This window comes from Cryptosporangium minutisporangium (genome assembly GCF_039536245.1).
In the GTDB taxonomy this organism is placed as follows: Bacteria; Actinomycetota; Actinomycetes; order Mycobacteriales; family Cryptosporangiaceae; genus Cryptosporangium; species Cryptosporangium minutisporangium.
In genome coordinates this window covers 75395-91478 of sequence record NZ_BAAAYN010000004.1, presented here as the reverse complement: position 1 = coordinate 91478, position 16084 = coordinate 75395, and the positions used below count along the sequence as shown (strand labels likewise).

The 16084-nt window shown below is 71.0% G+C and carries 12 protein-coding genes; 10 read left to right on the top strand and 2 right to left on the bottom strand.

The window, feature by feature from the left end:
• The first annotated feature begins 32 nt into the window (after positions 1-32).
• From yajC to ABEB28_RS03160, 6 genes are all read left to right on the top strand, one after another.
• A complete protein-coding gene (gene yajC / locus ABEB28_RS03185; RefSeq protein ID WP_345726416.1) occupies positions 33-506 on the top strand; it encodes a preprotein translocase subunit YajC in 474 nt (157 codons plus the stop codon).
• 194 nt (positions 507-700) lie between these two features.
• Positions 701-2665 (top strand): protein translocase subunit SecD, encoded by a 1965-nt coding sequence (gene secD, locus ABEB28_RS03180; protein ID WP_345726415.1) that lies wholly within the window; start codon positions 701-703, stop codon positions 2663-2665.
• 1 nt (position 2666) lies between these two features.
• Entirely contained in the window at positions 2667-3848 is a 1182-nt protein-coding gene (secF, locus tag ABEB28_RS03175) for a protein translocase subunit SecF (RefSeq protein ID WP_345726414.1), read from the top strand.
• Positions 3845-4477, top strand: a complete 633-nt coding sequence (locus tag ABEB28_RS03170; RefSeq protein ID WP_345726413.1) for an adenine phosphoribosyltransferase — start codon at positions 3845-3847, stop codon at positions 4475-4477. The genes secF and ABEB28_RS03170 overlap by 4 nt, the downstream gene beginning before the upstream one ends.
• 185 nt (positions 4478-4662) lie before the next feature.
• Positions 4663-7104, top strand: coding sequence for a RelA/SpoT family protein (locus ABEB28_RS03165; protein WP_345726412.1), 2442 nt, complete (start codon positions 4663-4665; stop codon positions 7102-7104).
• 16 nt (positions 7105-7120) lie between these two features.
• On the top strand, positions 7121-7303 hold the full coding sequence (locus ABEB28_RS03160) for a hypothetical protein (RefSeq protein WP_345726411.1): 183 nt from the start codon (positions 7121-7123) through the stop codon (positions 7301-7303).
• Positions 7304-7592: 289 nt separating this feature from the next.
• On the opposite strand, the gene ABEB28_RS03155 is transcribed toward ABEB28_RS03160, so the two are convergent.
• Positions 7593-8408, bottom strand: coding sequence for a peptidylprolyl isomerase (locus tag ABEB28_RS03155; protein WP_345726410.1), 816 nt, complete (start codon positions 8406-8408; stop codon positions 7593-7595).
• Positions 8409-8757: 349 nt separating this feature from the next.
• Here ABEB28_RS03155 and ABEB28_RS03150 point away from each other — a divergent pair, with 349 nt between their 5' ends.
• Genes ABEB28_RS03150 through aspS form a run of 3 tightly spaced genes read left to right on the top strand, consistent with a single transcriptional unit; the run spans position 8758 to position 12541 of the window.
• Positions 8758-9468, top strand: coding sequence for an MBL fold metallo-hydrolase (locus ABEB28_RS03150; protein WP_345726409.1), 711 nt, complete (start codon positions 8758-8760; stop codon positions 9466-9468).
• Positions 9465-10724: a histidine--tRNA ligase gene (gene hisS / locus ABEB28_RS03145; protein WP_345726408.1), complete on the top strand. Its 1260-nt coding sequence runs from the start codon at positions 9465-9467 to the stop codon at positions 10722-10724. Before ABEB28_RS03150 ends, hisS begins: the two co-directional genes overlap by 4 nt.
• The gene (aspS, locus tag ABEB28_RS03140) at positions 10721-12541 is read left to right on the top strand and encodes an aspartate--tRNA ligase (protein ID WP_345726407.1); all 1821 of its coding nucleotides are present in this window, start codon (positions 10721-10723) and stop codon (positions 12539-12541) included. The genes hisS and aspS overlap by 4 nt, the downstream gene beginning before the upstream one ends.
• Before the next feature lie 144 nt (positions 12542-12685).
• Here the strand turns inward: aspS and ABEB28_RS03135 are convergent, their stop codons facing one another.
• Complete coding sequence (locus tag ABEB28_RS03135) at positions 12686-15127, bottom strand: MMPL family transporter (RefSeq protein ID WP_345726406.1); 2442 nt, start codon at positions 15125-15127, stop codon at positions 12686-12688.
• A 337-nt stretch (positions 15128-15464) separates the two neighbouring features.
• Here ABEB28_RS03135 and ABEB28_RS03130 point away from each other — a divergent pair.
• Positions 15465-16084 (top strand): AAA family ATPase (locus ABEB28_RS03130; protein WP_425558911.1); only part of this gene is annotated, 620 nt, incomplete at its 3' end.

Genomic DNA, 16084 nt, shown 5'->3' with positions numbered 1-16084 from the left:
ACCCCGCTGACCGATGTGTGAAAGGGCCCTCCGTGGTAAACGCCGCAGAACAGACTGGAGGCGGCGGGAGCATCCTGCCGCTGCTGCTCCTGGTCGGTGTGTTCGCGCTGATGTACTTCCTGGTCATCCGACCGCAGTCGCAGCGCCGCAAGCAGATGACGCAGATGCAGAACGCGGTGGAAGAGGGCGCGCCGGTCATGACCCTGGGCGGTCTGTACGGCACCGTGGTGTCCACCGAGGGTGACTCGGTCCTCCTCGAGGTCTCGCCCGGCGTGACGAACCGCTACGCGCGGGCCGCGATCGCCAAGGTGCTCACCGACGAGGAGGCCATGAAGGCCGGCCTGGTGCCCGACGAGGACGCCCTCGACCCGGACGACGAGCAGATCGCGGTCGCGCCCGTCGTCGACACGCCCGTGGAGGAGAAGCCAGCAGCAGCCCGCCCTGCCGCGGACCTCCCAGCCGACCCGACCGCGGATCCGGCCAAGGGCAGCACCGACCGCAGCTGAACCCGATCGGCGCCGCTGCCGACCGGACCGGCAAGGGCCTGCGCGGCGCGGGTCAACCGGATAGCGTCACCAATCGGACGTACCGTCGCCGTCCGGCCGACCGCACCCCACTCGGGTCCGGCGCCAGCGGCGGTAGCGCGAACTCACCGGGGCGGCACACCTGCCGCCCCGAGCACTGAAGGAGACCTTTCAGCGTGGCACCACCTCGCGGACAGCTGCGTGCCGGGCGGTATCTCGCCTCTCTCGCGGTCATCGTGATCGCGCTCTACGCGCTCGTGTTCTTCCAGGGCGATGGCTCGCTGAAGGAGAAGCTCACTCCGCGCCTCGGCCTCGACCTGCAGGGCGGCACCACCGTCACGCTGCGGGCCGCCCAAGCCGGCGGTAAGGCTCCGGACGCCGAGCAGCTCGAGCAGGCCCGGCAGATCATCGAGAACCGGGTCAACGGCACCGGCGTCGCCGAGGCCGAGGTCGTGACCGAGGGCAACAGCAACATCGTCATCAACGCCCCCGGCGAGAACAACGACGCGATCAAGCAGGTCGGCGAACCGGCCCAGCTCCGGTTCCGTGCGGTGCTGGAGTCCGCGCAGGACATCGTTGCGATCAAGGCGGCCGCGGCGGCCACCGTCACGCCCAGCCCGACGACGTCCGGCACGGCGAGCCCCAGCCCGTCCACGTCGGGCAGCGCGTCGCCGACGCCGAGCACGTCGGCCAAGGTCGCGGCGAGCCCGTCCACGTCCAGCGGCGGAGGCGGCGGTGGTGCCCCCGCGGCAGCTCCGGCCGCGGTGCCCGCCGCCGAGGACACGCCCAGCCCGACGCCGTCAACGTCCGCGTCGGCCAAGCCGAGCGCCACCCCGTCGGGGAGTGCGAGCCCGTCGGCGTCCGCCACCCCGGCGCCCACGCCGACCTCGGTGAGCCAGGCCGCGCTGCAGAAGTCCGCGCTGGCCAAGTTCCCCAAGGAAGCCGCGACCTACGTCGCGCAGGGCACCGCCCAGGACTTCGCCGGTGCGGCCACCAACCCGCAGCTCGCCGCGATCTTCGAGCCCGGCGCGAAGAAGCTGACCGACGCGGAGGTCGCCGCACTGCCGCTGGACTGGCAGTTCAAGGTGCCGTGGATCAGCTGCACCATGCTCGACAACCGTCCCGCCGGCTCGATCGACGAGGTCAACGCCCAGGTCGTGGCCTGTGACGGCAACACGAAGTACAAGCTGGAGAAGGCCGGTGTCGTCGGTACCGACATCAAGTCCGCGAGCTTCACGTTCGACCAGCAGCAGGGCGGCTGGATCGTCAACCTGAAGTTCACCGGCAAGGGCCAGGACAAGTGGACCGACCTGACCAAGGCCACGCTGCAGAAGCAGGTCGCGGTGGTCCTGGACAACACGGTGATCTCCGCGCCGACCACCAACGAGGTGATCACCGGTGACACCCAGATCAGTGGTCAGTTCACGAAGGCCGAGGCGCAGGACCTCGCGGCGAAGCTGAAGTTCGGCGCGCTGCCGCTCTCGTTCGCGGTCGAGACCGCGGAGTCGATCAGCCCGACGCTCGGCATCGAGCAGCTGGAGGCCGGTCTGCTCGCCGGTGGCATCGGTCTGGGCCTGGTCGTCATCTACTCCCTGCTCTACTACCGGGTGCTCGGTCTGGTGACGATCGCCAGCCTGCTCGCGTCCGGCGCGATCATCTACGCGTCGGTGATCCTGCTCGGCAGGCAGATCGGCTTCACGCTGACCCTGGCCGGCGTCGCCGGGTTCATCGTCGCGGTCGGCATCACCGCCGACTCGTTCGTCGTGTTCTTCGAACGCCTCAAGGACGAGGTCCGCGACGGCCGGAGCGTCCGCTCGGCGGTGCCGCGGGCCTGGGCCCGTGCACGGCGCACGATCCTCTCGGCGGACGCGGTGTCGTTCCTCGCCGCCGCGGTGCTCTACATCCTGGCGGTCGGCGCCGTGAAGGGCTTCGCGTTCACGCTGGGCCTCTCCACGCTCGTCGACGTCATCGTCGTCTTCCTCTTCACGCACCCGCTGGTCGCCCTGATGGCCCGCTCGCCGCGGTTCATGTCACCGCGCATGTCCGGGCTGGGTACGCTGCGTAAGACCCCGGCCGCACCCGCCGGGGCAGCCGGACGGCCCGCGGCGACCGCCCGTCGTGTCAGCCCGAAGGAGTCCTGAGATGGGACTGGCCGGACGCCTCTATCGGGGCGAGACCAACATCGACTTCATCGGCTCGCGGAAGCGGTGGTACATCGCCTCGGCGGTCCTGGTCCTGATCTGTGTCGGGACGATGGTCTTCCGCGGCTTCAACTGGGGCATCGAGTTCTCCGGTGGAACGTCGTTCGTCTTCAAGCAGCCGAGCGGCGTCACCGCGGAGCAGGTCAGCGAGACCGTCGAGGGCGCCGGCGGCGAGGTGCAGACGGTCCAGGAAGCGGGCCGTGGCGCGGACGCGAAGTTCGTCATCAAGACGGCGTCGCTGAACCCGGCCGAGACCACCGAGGTCAAAGAGGCGCTGGCCGCGGAGTACGACCTCGCGGTCAACGACATCACCGACAACGCGGTCAGCTCGTCCTGGGGTGGCCAGGTCACCGACAAGGCGCTGATCGCGCTCGTGGTCTTCCTCGTGCTGGTCGCCGCCTACCTGGCGATCCGGTTCGAAACGAAGATGGCGATCGCCGCGCTGCTGGCGCTGCTGCACGACCTGATGTTGACCGCCGGTGCGTACTCGATCATCGGGTTCGAGGTCACGCCGTCGACGATCGTCGGTCTGCTGACGATCCTCGGTTTCTCGCTGTACGACACGGTCGTCGTGTTCGACAAGGTCTCCGAGGACACCCGGGGCATCGTCGGCGGCTCGCGGGTCGACTACGCCGAGGCCGCGAACAACGCGGTGAACGAGACGCTGATGCGGTCGATCAACACTTCGTTGATCTCGCTGCTGCCGGTCGGTGGCCTGCTGTTCGTCGGTGCCGGCTTGCTCGGCGTCGGCACGCTCAAGGACCTCGCGCTGGTCCTGTTCGTCGGTCTGGCCGCCGGTGCGTACTCGTCGCTGTTCCTCGCGACGCCCTGGCTGGTCGACATGAAGGAGCGCGAGCCCCGGTACAAGGCGCTCAAGGAGCGCGTCCGGGCGCGGCGCGCCGCGGCGGCCAAGGCCGCCGCGGAGACCCCGGAGGTCGACGAGGCGAAGGCCGCCGACGAGACCACTGCCGACGAGACGGAATCGGACGACCGGGAGCCGGCCACCGCCGCTGCGGGCTCCGGCAGCAACCGGGCCTCGTCCACCGGCCGTCCGCAGCAGCAACGACGACGCCCGGGCGGTAACCGGCCCGGCCGTGCGGGCGGAAGCCGGAAGAAGCGATGACCGAAGCGGAGTCGGTGCCCGAGCCCGTGGTGGCCGGGCACCCGGTCGGTGAGCGCTCCGCGCACGGCCCGCTGGGCGGCCGGGTCGGCAGCGGGCCGGTGACCCCGGCCGCGGTCAGCGACCTGATCGCCGCCCACGTGCTCGACGTCCCGGACTTCCCGAAGCCCGGTGTCGGGTTCAAGGACTTGACGCCGCTGTTCGCCAACGGCCCCGCGTTCGCCCAGGTGATCGACGCGATCGCGACCGAGTACGGCGGCGCGTTCGACGTCGTGGCCGGCATCGAGGCTCGCGGCTTCGTGCTGGCGGCCGCGGTGGCGTACGCGAGCGGCGCCGGTCTGGTGCCGATCCGCAAGGCCGGGAAGCTGCCCCGGGCGACCGTGTCGGCGGCGTACGCGCTGGAGTACGGCGAGGCCGTGCTCGAGGTCCACGCGGACGCGTTCGAGCCGGGTTCCCGGGTGCTGCTGCTCGACGACGTCCTCGCGACCGGGGGCACGGCGGCGGCCGCGATCTCGCTGGTCGAGCAGGCCGGTGGTGAGGTCGTCGGGTTCTCGGTCCTGATGGAGCTGGCGTTCCTCGACGGACGCGCACGCCTGCCGGAACGGGACGTACACGCGCTGCTCACGGTGTGATTCGGGGTGAGTCCCCGCGTCGGGCATCAACCGTCCGGCCATGCTGTTGTGACCGGATGGGCAGCAGTCGCTGACCCGGGCTCCTGTGGAAGGCCACGCGGTCGGAGATGCTCGCCCGCGTAGCATGGAGGGAGCTCGATGCCTCCCGTGAGGCACCCGCGGGGCACTAGCAGAGGGAGCGGCCTGTGTCAGACGTCGCACCGACGGTCGCCGGTGGTCAGCGGGATCCCGGTCCCGCCGACTCCTCCGGCTCGGCTGCGCCCGTAGTAGCCCGGGTGGCCGGCGACGGTGTCGCGGACGGTGCGCTGCCGCACTCCGACCCGGCCGCCGGCTCCGCCGTCGGGCTCGGGGGCACCGATGCCGGCGGTATCGGCGCGCCGACCGGACGCCGGGTACGTGCGGCGCTGGCCCGATTCAGTGCTCCGTCCTGGCAGGGCGCCGTCAACGTGGTGCTGGAGCCGCTGGTCGCCACCCACCGGGCCGCGCACCCCAAGGCCGACGTCCGCCTGCTGCAGAAGGCGTACGACGTCGCCGAGCAGTTCCACCGCGGTCAGCTACGCAAGTCCGGCGACCCGTACATCACCCACCCGCTCGCGGTCGCGACGATCCTCGCCGAGCTGGGTATGGACACCACGACGCTGGTCGCCGCGCTGCTGCACGACACGGTGGAGGACACCGGGTACACGCTGGAGCAGCTGCACGCCGACTTCGGCGGCGAGGTCGCGCACCTCGTCGACGGCGTCACGAAGCTCGACAAGGTGAAGTTCGGCGACGCGGCCGAGGCCGAGACGATCCGCAAGATGGTCGTCGCGATGGCCCGCGACCCGCGCGTCCTGGTGATCAAGCTCGCCGACCGGCTCCACAACATGCGGACGCTGCGCTTCCTGCCCCGCCCCAAGCAGGAGAAGAAGGCCCGCGAGACGCTCGACGTGCTGGCGCCGCTGGCGCACCGGCTGGGCATGAACACGGTCAAGTGGGAGCTCGAAGACCTCGCGTTCATGACCCTGTACCCGAAGCGGTACGAGGAGATCGCGCGCCTGGTGCAGGAGCACTCACCGGCCCGCGACCGTGGGTTGGCCGAGGTCACCAACCAGGTCCAGACCGACCTGAAGAACGCGAAGATCCGCGCCACCGTGGTCGGGCGGCCGAAGCACTACTACTCGATCTACCAGAAGATGATCGTGCGGGGCCGCGACTTCGCCGACATCTACGACCTGGTCGGCGTGCGGGTGCTGGTCGACTCGGTCCGCGACTGCTACGCCGCGCTCGGCGTCATCCACGCGTCCTGGCAGCCGGTTCCCGGCCGCTTCAAGGACTACATCGCGATGCCGAAGTTCAACATGTACCAGTCGCTGCACACGACGGTGATCGGCCCCGAGGGCAAGCCGATCGAACTGCAGATCCGGACGCTGGCGATGCACCGCACCGCCGAGTACGGCATCGCCGCGCACTGGAAGTACAAGGAGACCAAGGGTGCCGACGTGGCCGGCCCGCCCGCCACCGTCGACGACATGGCGTGGCTGCGGCAGCTGCTCGACTGGCAGCGCGAGGCCAGCGACCCGGGTGAGTTCCTCGAGGCGCTGCGGTTCGACCTCGGTGGCCAGGAGGTCTACGTCTTCACCCCGAAGGGTGACGTCGTCGCGCTCCCGAAAGACTCGACGCCGGTCGACTTCGCCTACGCGGTGCACACCGAGGTCGGGCACCGCTGCATCGGTGCCCGGGTCAACGGCAAGTTGGTGCCGCTGGAGAGCACGCTCAACAACGGCGACACCGTCGACATCTTCACGTCGAAGTCGGAGAACGCCGGCCCGAGCCAGGACTGGCTGAGCTTCGTCAAGAGCCCGCGGGCGCGGACGAAGATCCGTCAGTACTTCGCGAAGGAGCGCCGCGAGGACGCGATCGAGTCCGGCAAGGACGCGCTGCAGCGGGTCATGCGCAAGCAGGGCCTGCCGTTGCAGCGGCTACTCGGCGGCGACGCGCTGCTGACGATCGCGCGTGACCTGCACCTCTCCGACATCAGCGCGCTCTACGCCGCGGTCGGTGAGAACCAGGTGTCGGCGCAGGCCGTGATCCAGCGGGTGGTCGCGTCGCTCGGTGGCGCGGAGGGCGCTACCGAAGACCTGGCCGAGACGGCGAGTCCGTCCCGGCACCGATCCCGCCCGGCCGGGCCCGGCGACCCGGGTGTCATCGTCAGCAACGCCGGCGACGACGTCTGGGTGAAGCTTGCGAAGTGCTGCACCCCGGTGCCCGGTGACTCGATCCTCGGGTTCGTCACCCGCAGCGGCATGATCAGCGTCCACCGTGAGGACTGCACGAACGCCACCGACCTCAAGCGCCAGGACGAGCGGCTGGTCGAGGTGTCGTGGGCGCCGACCGCCGGGTCCACGTTCCTGGTCGCGATCCAGGTCGAGGCGCTCGACCGGCACCGCCTGCTCTCCGACGTCACGAAGGTGCTCTCCGACGAGAAGGTCAACATCCTCTCGGCGACCGTGAGCACGACGCGTGACCGGGTGGCGGTCTCGAAGTTCACGTTCGAGATGGCCGACCCGAAGCACTTGGGGCACCTGCTCCGCGTGGTGCGGCGGGTCGAAGGCGTGTACGACGCCTACCGTGTGACGTCCGGTTGATCCTCAGGGAGGCGCGATGAGCATCGAGCGCAGGTTGCCCGACCGTCCGGCTGGAGCGTCGGAGCCCGGGAAGGTGCGGGCGAAGATCGTCGGGCTGGAGACGTTCCGGGAGACCGGGTCGCTCCAGGCGACCAGCACCCCACCGGAAGACCCGCCGCCGGACTGGGGCAACGCGGAGTCCATTAACTCGCGGATTTGACCGACCCGGAGCGCCCGCATGCGACGCGTGCGGGCGCTTCTTCGTGGGCGTCGGTGTCGAGTTGCCCGCGCGGCGCGGGAATGGCTGTCGCCCTGTCCGTGCCATAGCCCGCAGAGCGCGACAACCACCTAGCGCGGCGCCCAGGAGGCGCGACAACCACGGTGCGCGGCACCCGGGAGGCGCGACAACCACTGCGTGCGGCACCCGGGAGGTGCGACAACCACGCGGCGGCTGCGCCACAGCGAAACGGCCCCGCCCCGATCGGGGCGAGGCCGTTTCGCTGTGCGGGTCAGCTCGCGGCGGGGGAGACCGTGAAGCTCGTGATGTTCACGGCCTGCTTCGGCTTGCCGTCGCCGGGGTTGCTCGGGTCCGCCGGGGTGACGCCCTTCGCGGCGACCTTCTCGATCACGTCGAGGCCCTTGGTGACCTTGCCGACCACCGTGTAGTCCGCGCCCAGCGCGTCCTCGGGGATGTCCTTGTAGACGATGAAGAACTGGCTGCCGACCGAGATCGCCTCCTGGCTCTTCGCCATCGCGATCGTCCCGGCCGGGTACGGCGGGTGCTGGTTCGCCGGCAGGTTCTCGGTGCCGTACCGGTAAGCGGGGCCGCCGGTGCCGTCGCCGAACGGGTCACCGCACTGCAGCACGAAGATGCCCCCGGTCGTCATGCGGTGGCACGACGTCTTGTCGTAGAACTTCTTGCTGGCCAGGAACGCCATGCTGTTGCTGGTGCACGGAGCGCCCGCCTGGTCGATGGTGAACTCCACCGTCCCGACGTTCGTCGTCATCGTGACCGTGCGCGTGCCGGTGTCGGGGATGTCGGCCGTGGGCGGCGTGCCGACGTCCTTCACCTTGCCGGTGCTGGCGTCGGCCTTCTGGTAGGTGCACTTGGGGCCGGTCGCGGCCTCCGTGGTCGTGTCCTTGTCGTCGTCGCCGCTCAAGTTGGCGACGAGGAACACGGCCCCGACGACGACGAGCAGGAGCGCGATACCGGCGCCTACCGCAGCCTGCGTCTGACGACGGCGTTTCGCGGCCGCGGCCCGCCGGGCCATCTGCCGTTCGAGCTTGGCGCGGGCCAGCTGCCGCTGGCGATCCTTCGTCGGCACTCCGTGCTCTCCTGTTCGGGTTTCCGGCGCCGAGCCCACGTAATGCGATGCCGCGCCGCCTGCGCATGTCACGGGCGTCGAAGGCCCGCGCGTGCGGCCGAGTGTACGGCGCGTCCCTAAAAGAGGGGCTGATACCCCACGACGCGCCCTGATGCACCGATCGAGATCGCTTTTCTGATACCCCACTCTGCCCGTCGGGCGCGGGGACGCCGCTCGGTAGCGCCGGGCCGCACCACCGTAAAGCCGGTCGGCCCGGGCAGGCGGGCATCGGTAGGCTGGTGGGAACGCGTCCCGTTATCGGAACGCAGCCGCCGGATACGCCACACCCTGGTCAAGAGAAGGGACACTCGTGCTCATCGCCGGATTTCCGGCCCTCGCGCTCGGCACCAACTGCTGGGTCGTCGCCCCCGCGGCCGGCGAACAGTGTGTGGTCATCGATCCGGGGATCGGCGTGGTCGACCAGCTCGAGGACGTCCTGACGAAGCACCGGCTCCATCCGGCCGCCGTGATCCTCACCCATGGTCACCTCGACCACACGTTCTCGGTCGCGCCGGTCTGCGGCGCGCGGGACATCCCGGCCTACATCCACCCGGCCGACGCCGACCAGCTCGCCGACCCGTGGAGCTTCATCGGGGCCCCGAAGGGCACTCCGATCTTCGGCCTGGAGTACACCGAGCCGAGCGACGTCAAGATGCTGGCCGACGGTGAGACGCTGCAGCTCGCCGGGGTGGAGCTGAGCGTCACGCTCGCGCCGGGTCACACCCCGGGCTCGCTGGTGTTCGGGGTCGAGACGCCGGACGCGCCGGTGCTGTTCTCCGGTGACCTGCTGTTCGCCGGGTCGATCGGCCGGGTCGACCTGCCCGGCGGCAGCGCCCAGGACATGCTGGCGTCGCTGGCTCGCGTCGTGCTGCCGATGGACGACGCCACCGTGGTGAAGCCGGGGCACGGCCCCGACACCACGATCGCCCGGGAACGCGCCACCAACCCGTACTTGCTCCAGGTCGCCGAGGCTGCGGGAAACGCGGCCGACGGCACCTTTCTTCCGAGGACCGGATTGTGACCAGCTTTACCGCCCCGAAGGGGACGTTCGACACCCTTCCGCCCGACTCGGCGACGTTCCTCGCCGTCCGTGACGCGCTCACCGCGCCGCTGCGCCGGGCCGGCTACGGGTACATCGAGACGCCGATCTTCGAGGACACCGCGCTGTTCGCTCGCGGCGTCGGCGAGTCGACCGACGTCGTCAGCAAGGAGATGTACACGTTCGAGGACCGGGGAGGCCGGTCGCTGACCCTGCGCCCGGAGCTGACCGCCGGGCTGATGCGGGCGTTCATCGAGCACAAGCTGTACAGCGGCCAGCTGCCGGTGAAGCTCTACGCGGTCGGGTCGAACTTCCGCTACGAGCGGCCGCAGGCCGGTCGGTACCGGCACTTCACCCAGGTCGACATGGAGGCGCTCGGCGTCGACGACCCGGCGCTGGACGCCGAGGTCGTCGCGCTCGCGGTCGCGGGATTCCGGGAGATCGGTCTCACCGCCTTCGAGTTGCAGCTCACGTCGCTGGGCGACGCGGAGTGCCGCCCCCAGTACCGGGAGAAGCTCCAAGCGTTCCTCGCCGGGCTGGACCTGGACGCCGACACCCAGCGACGCGCGTCGATCAACCCGCTGCGCGTCCTCGACGACAAGCGTCCGGAGGTGGCGGCGCAGCTGACCGAGGCGCCGCTGATGGTCGACCACCTCTGCGACACCTGCCAGCGGCACTACGACCAGGTCCGGCAGCACCTCACCGACCTCGGCGTGTCGTGGCAGGAGGCACCGCGGCTGGTCCGCGGCCTGGACTACTACACGAAGACGACGTTCGAGTTCGTCCACAACGGCCTGGGCGCGCAGTCGGCGATCGGCGGCGGCGGCCGGTACGACGGACTCTCCAAGCAGCTCGGCGGCCCGGACGTCTCCGGCATCGGCTACGCGGTCGGCGTCGACCGGACGCTGCTCGCCCTGCGGGCGGAAGGACTGGTCGGAGACCCGGCGCCACGCGTCGCGGCGTTCGTCGTGCCGCTCGGCGACGAGGCTCGGCGTCGTGGGCTGACGCTCGTCACCGAGCTGCGGGACGCGGGTGTCGCGGCCGATTTCGCGTTCGGTGGCAAGGGGCTGAAGGGCGCCATGAAGGCCGCCGACCGCTCCGGCGCCCGGTTCGCGGTGCTCCTGGGCGATCGGGACCTCGCCGACGGCACCGCCCAGCTGAAAGATCTGACCACCGCCGAGCAGCGGGCCGTACCGCTGACCGACCTCGCCCGCACCGTCAAGGAGCTTCTCTCGTGAGCGGCACTCAATACCGCACCCACCAGGCCGGCGTGCTCCGCGCCGAGCACGCGGGTCAGACCGTCACCCTCTCCGGGTGGGTGGCCCGCCGCCGCGACCACGGCGGGGTCATCTTCGTCGACCTCCGGGACGCCTCCGGCTACGTCCAGGTCGTCCTGCGCGAGGAGGTCGGCCACGCGCTGCGGGCCGAGTACTGCATCCGGGTCACCGGCGAGGTCCGCGCCCGGCCGGAGGGCAACGACAACCCCGAGCTGCCGACCGGTGCGATCGAGGTCGTCGCCGAGTCCCTGACCGTGCTCAGCGAGTCCGCGCCGCTGCCGTTCCCGATCGACGGGCAGACCGCCGGTGAGGTCGGCGAGGAAGCCCGGCTCAAGTACCGCTACCTCGACCTGCGGCGCGCGCAGCAGGCCTCGTCGCTGCGGCTGCGCAGCGCGGTCAACCGGATCGCCCGCCGCGTGCTCGACGACCGGGACTTCGTCGAGATCGAGACGCCGACGCTGACCCGGTCGACGCCGGAGGGCGCCCGCGACTTCCTGGTGCCCGCCCGCCTGCAGCCCGGGTCCTGGTACGCGCTGCCCCAGTCGCCGCAGCTGTTCAAGCAGCTGCTGATGGTGGCCGGGATGGAGCGGTACTACCAGATCGCCCGCTGCTACCGAGACGAGGACTTCCGCGCCGACCGGCAGCCGGAGTTCACCCAGCTCGACATCGAGATGTCGTTCGTGACCCAGGACGACGTCATCGCGGTCGGCGAGGCCGTGGTGTCGGCGATCTGGAAGGAGCTGGCCGGCTACGAGATCCCGCTGCCGCTGCCGCGGCTCACCTACGCCGACGCGATGACCCGCTACGGCTCGGACAAGCCCGACGTCCGGTTCGGCAACGAGCTGGTCGACCTCACGTCGTACTTCACCGGAACGTCGTTCCGGGTGTTCCAGGCACCGCACGTCGGTGCCGTGGTCATGCCGGGCGGTGCCTCGCAGACCCGGAAGGAGCTCGACGGCTGGCAGGAGTGGGCGCGGGCTCGGGGTCACAAGGGCCTCGCCTACGTGCTGTTCGACGCCGAGACCGGCGAGCCCCGCGGCCCGGTGGCCAAGAACCTCTCCGCCGAGCACCTGGCCGGCCTCTCCGACGCGGTCGGTGCCAAGCCGGGTGACGCGGTGTTCTTCGGCGCCGGGGAGCGTTCCGGCGCCCTGGACCTGCTCGGTGCGGCCCGGCTGGAGATCGGCCGTCGCTGCGGGCTGATCGACGAGTCCCGCTGGGAGTTCCTCTGGGTCGTCGACGCGCCGATGTTCGAGCCGATCGGTGGCGGGGAGATCGGCGTCGAGGGTGCGAAGGGCGCCTGGACCGCCGTGCACCACCCGTTCACGTCGCCGAACGCGGACTGGATCGACCGGTTCGAGGAGGCACCGGCCGAGGCGCTGGCCTGGGCCTACGACATCGTGCTCAACGGCACCGAGATCGGCGGCGGCTCGATCCGTATCCACGACCGCCGCGTCCAGGAGCGGGTCTTCGAGGTGCTCGGCCTGTCCGAGGAGGACGCGCAGGGCAAGTTCGGCTTCCTGCTCGAGGCGTTCAAGTACGGCGCGCCGCCGCACGGCGGTATCGCGCTCGGCTGGGACCGGCTCTGCGCGCTGCTGGCCGGCGTCGAGTCGATCCGCGACGTCATCGCGTTCCCGAAGACCGCGTCCGGCGGGGACCCGCTGACCGGTGCGCCGGCGCCGATCTCGCCGCGTCAGCGCGCCGAGGCCGGGGTGGACGCCAAGCCGAAGGGTTCGTCCGAGAAGGGTTCGTCCGACAAGGGTTCGTCCGAGAAGGCCTGACGCCGTTCCGCGCCGCCGGTGAGTNCAAGCCGAAGGGTTCGTCCGAGAAGGGTTCGTCCGACAAGGGTTCGTCCGAGAAGGGTTCGTCCGACAAGGGTTCGTCCGAGAAGGCCTGACGCCGTTCCGCGCCGCCGGTGAGTACCGTCACCGCCGGCGCGGCCCGTCCGAGGTGGCATCCGTCGGGGTGGCCTCGGAGCGTGGCCTGGGCAGCGGTGGCCGGCGCGGGCCCAGCTGCGGGGGAGCGGAAGGCGCCGGGTAGGTGTTGTAGAGCCGCTCGTCCGACCCCGGGTACACGTACTCGCCGTCCGCGGACTGACCGTTCGCCGCGGACCGATTCGCCGCCGGAACCGAGCCGCCGGACGCGCTGTGCGGAGCCGCCGCAGCGGGCGCAGCGGGCGCAGGCGAGAGGGGTGCCGTGGGGAGCGCGGGACGCCGCGCCGCGGGCACGGGGAGCGGCTCGGCCGACGGTGCCTCGTGCAGGCCGAACCGGTCGTAGAGACGGCGCAGCGGACCCGGCGCCCACCAGTTCGCCTCGCCGAGCAGCGCCATCGTCGCCGGGACCAGCAGACACCGCACCAGCGTGGCGTCGACGGCGACCGCGATCGCCATTGCTACGCCCAGCTCCTTGATCGCCAGCATCCGTCCGGCCGCGAACCCGGCGAACACGATGATCATCAGCAGCGCCGCGGAGGTGATGATCTTCCCCGACCGCTGCAGCCCGATCTCGACCGCGGTGTCGTTGTCCAGGCCGGCGTCGCGCAGCTCCTTGATCCGGGACAGCAGGAAGACTTCGTAGTCCATCGAGAGCCCGAACGCGAAGCAGAACACCAGCACCGGCACCCAGGGCTCCAACCCGCCGGTGGGGGCGAAGCCCAGGTACTCGTGCAGGTGCCCGTCCTGGAAGATCAGTTTCAGCGCCCCGAACGACGCGGTCAGCGACAGCACGTTCATCACGAGTGCCTTGAGCGGCACCAGCACCGATCCGGTCATCGCGAAGAGCAGGACGAGCGTCGCCACGACCATCAGCGCCGCCGCCCACGGCGCGTACCGCCGCACCTCGGCGAGGAAGTCGACGAGCACCGCGGTGTCGCCGGTCACCCAGATCTGGAACGGTGGCCGATCCGCGCGGATCTGCCGCACCAGTTGCTGCCCGACCCGATCGTGTTCGCTGGCCTTCGGGACGATGTCGATGCTGGACAAACCCTCGGTGACCTGCGTCGGCAGCAGGATCCGGGAGATGCCGCTGTACTCGGGGTCGCGCTGTAGCTTCGTCGCCCAGAGCGCCAGCTCCGGCTGGCTGGTGTTCGCGACGATCGTGATCGGTGGCGATTCCTGACCCGGGAACCGGGCGGCGGTCACCTCGGCGAAACGGCGGGCCTCGAAGCCCTCCGGGAGCATCTTCGCGCTGCTGTTCACGAACGTCACCGACGCGAACGGGATCCCGGCGCCCAGCAGCGCGGTCACCAGCAGCACGGTCGCGATCAGCGGTCTCCGCCGGGTGAGCCGTGCCAGCCGCGCGAACGTGCCGTTGTCGCTCGGTCTTTCCGACCGGTGCCGGCCGACGCCGACCCGGCGGGCGCTCATCCCCAGCAGGGCCGGCACCAGCGTGACGCCGGCCAGCAGCGCGAACAGCACGACGCCGACGCCGGCCGAGCCGATGCCGCGGAAGATCGGGCTCGGGAACACGAACAGCCCGGCCAGCGACAGCGCGACGGTGAGGGCGGAGAACGTGATCGTGCGCCCCGCCGACGCGACCGTCCGCTCGATCGCTTCGGGCACCGTGCGCTTGGCGTACCGCTCCTCCCGGAACCGGTTGACCATCAGCAGCGAGTAGTCGATCGACAGGCCCAGCGCCAGGACGGTGCTCACCGACAGGACGTTCGGGTCGAGGTCCATCAGCTGCAGCAGGCCGAGCATGACGAGCATCCCGCAGGCGATCGAGGCCAGCGCGCCGACGATCGGGATACCGGCGGCGACCGCGCCACCGAAGATCGCCACCATCGCGAGCAGCGTCGCCGGAAGCGCGATGATCTCGCCCTTCTCGGTGTCGCGCCGCGTCTGATCGTTGATCTCCCGCTGCAGGAGCGTCGGTCCGCCGACGGTCACCTCGGTGCCCGGGACGGCGTCGGCGATCGCGTGCAGCCGGTCGGCGATGACCTGCTCGGCGACGTGCTGACCGTCGACCGAGAGCTCGCGCGTCAGGTCGACGACGATCAGCGCGGCCTTGCCGTCGGTGGCGACGAAGAGCTCTTGGCCCTCCTTCGGCAGCTGTGGCGCGAACGGGTCGAGCACCCGGCCGACGCCCTCGGTGCGCCCCAGGTCGTTGCGGGCGTCGACGATCGCCTTCTTCGCCGCGGCGACCGGGACGCCGTCGACCACCGCCGAAACCCGGCCGCCGTACTCGGAGGACTCGGTGAGCAGCGTCGCCGCACGCACCGACTCCATCGACTCGGACGCCTGTTGCCCGCCGCCGAGCCGGTCGGTGACCCGGCCGGTGTTCGCGATGCCGGCGACGAACACGAGCAGCCAGAGCACCACCACGAGTTTCCGGTGGCGGTAGCAGAACCGACCTAGACGCGCGAACACTTGATCTCCGGCTGCTCGGGCAACGTTGCCACCGGTCACTGGTGATCTGATGACGGTACGGCTCCGGTGTGGCGGACGGGTGCAACTTCCCGGGATGCCCCGGTTCGTAGACGTGCGTTCCCGGTCACACCGCGGGGTCTCGGCACCCGGCTGCGGCGCCGGGCGGCCGCCGAGGCTGGCGCGCCGGAGTCAGTAGGGTCGAGGAGTGGAGACCGAAAGCCTGTTCGACGGTCGCGGCGACGACCCGGCCGCGCAGCCGGGGCCCACCCGGCCCGCGCCGATCGCCGGGACGGGCGCGCCGGACCGGGTGGACCCGCACGCGCCGCTGGCGGTTCGCATGCGCCCGCAGACGCTCGACGAGCTGGTCGGCCAGCGGCACCTCCTGGGCCCGGGCAGCCCGCTGCGCCGCCTGGTCGAGGGGGATGCGCCGCTCTCGGTGATCCTCTGGGGCCCGCCCGGCTCGGGGAAGACGACGATCGCTCACCTGGTCTCCCGGGCGACGAGCCGGCGCTTCGTCGCGTTGTCCGCGCTCTCGGCGGGCGTCAAGGACGTCCGGGCGGTGATCGAACAGGCCAGGCTCGAACGCCGCCGGGGCGTCTACACCGTGCTCTTCGTCGACGAGGTGCACCGGTTCTCGAAGACCCAGCAGGACTCGCTGCTCGCGGCCGTCGAGGACCGCACCGTGACGCTGGTCGCGGCGACCACCGAGAACCCGTCGTTCTCGGTCGTGTCCCCGCTGCTCTCCCGCTCGCTGCTGCTCACGCTGGTCCCGCTGGACGCGGACGACATCCGCGAGCTGCTGCGCCGCGCGTTGGTCGACCCCCGCGGCCTGAACGGCGCCGTCCGCCTCGCCGCGGACGCCGAGGACCACCTCGTCCGCCTCGCCGACGGTGACGCCCGGCGCTCGCTCACCGCCCTGGAAGCCGCGGCCGACGCGGCCATAGCCGGGGCCGTCGG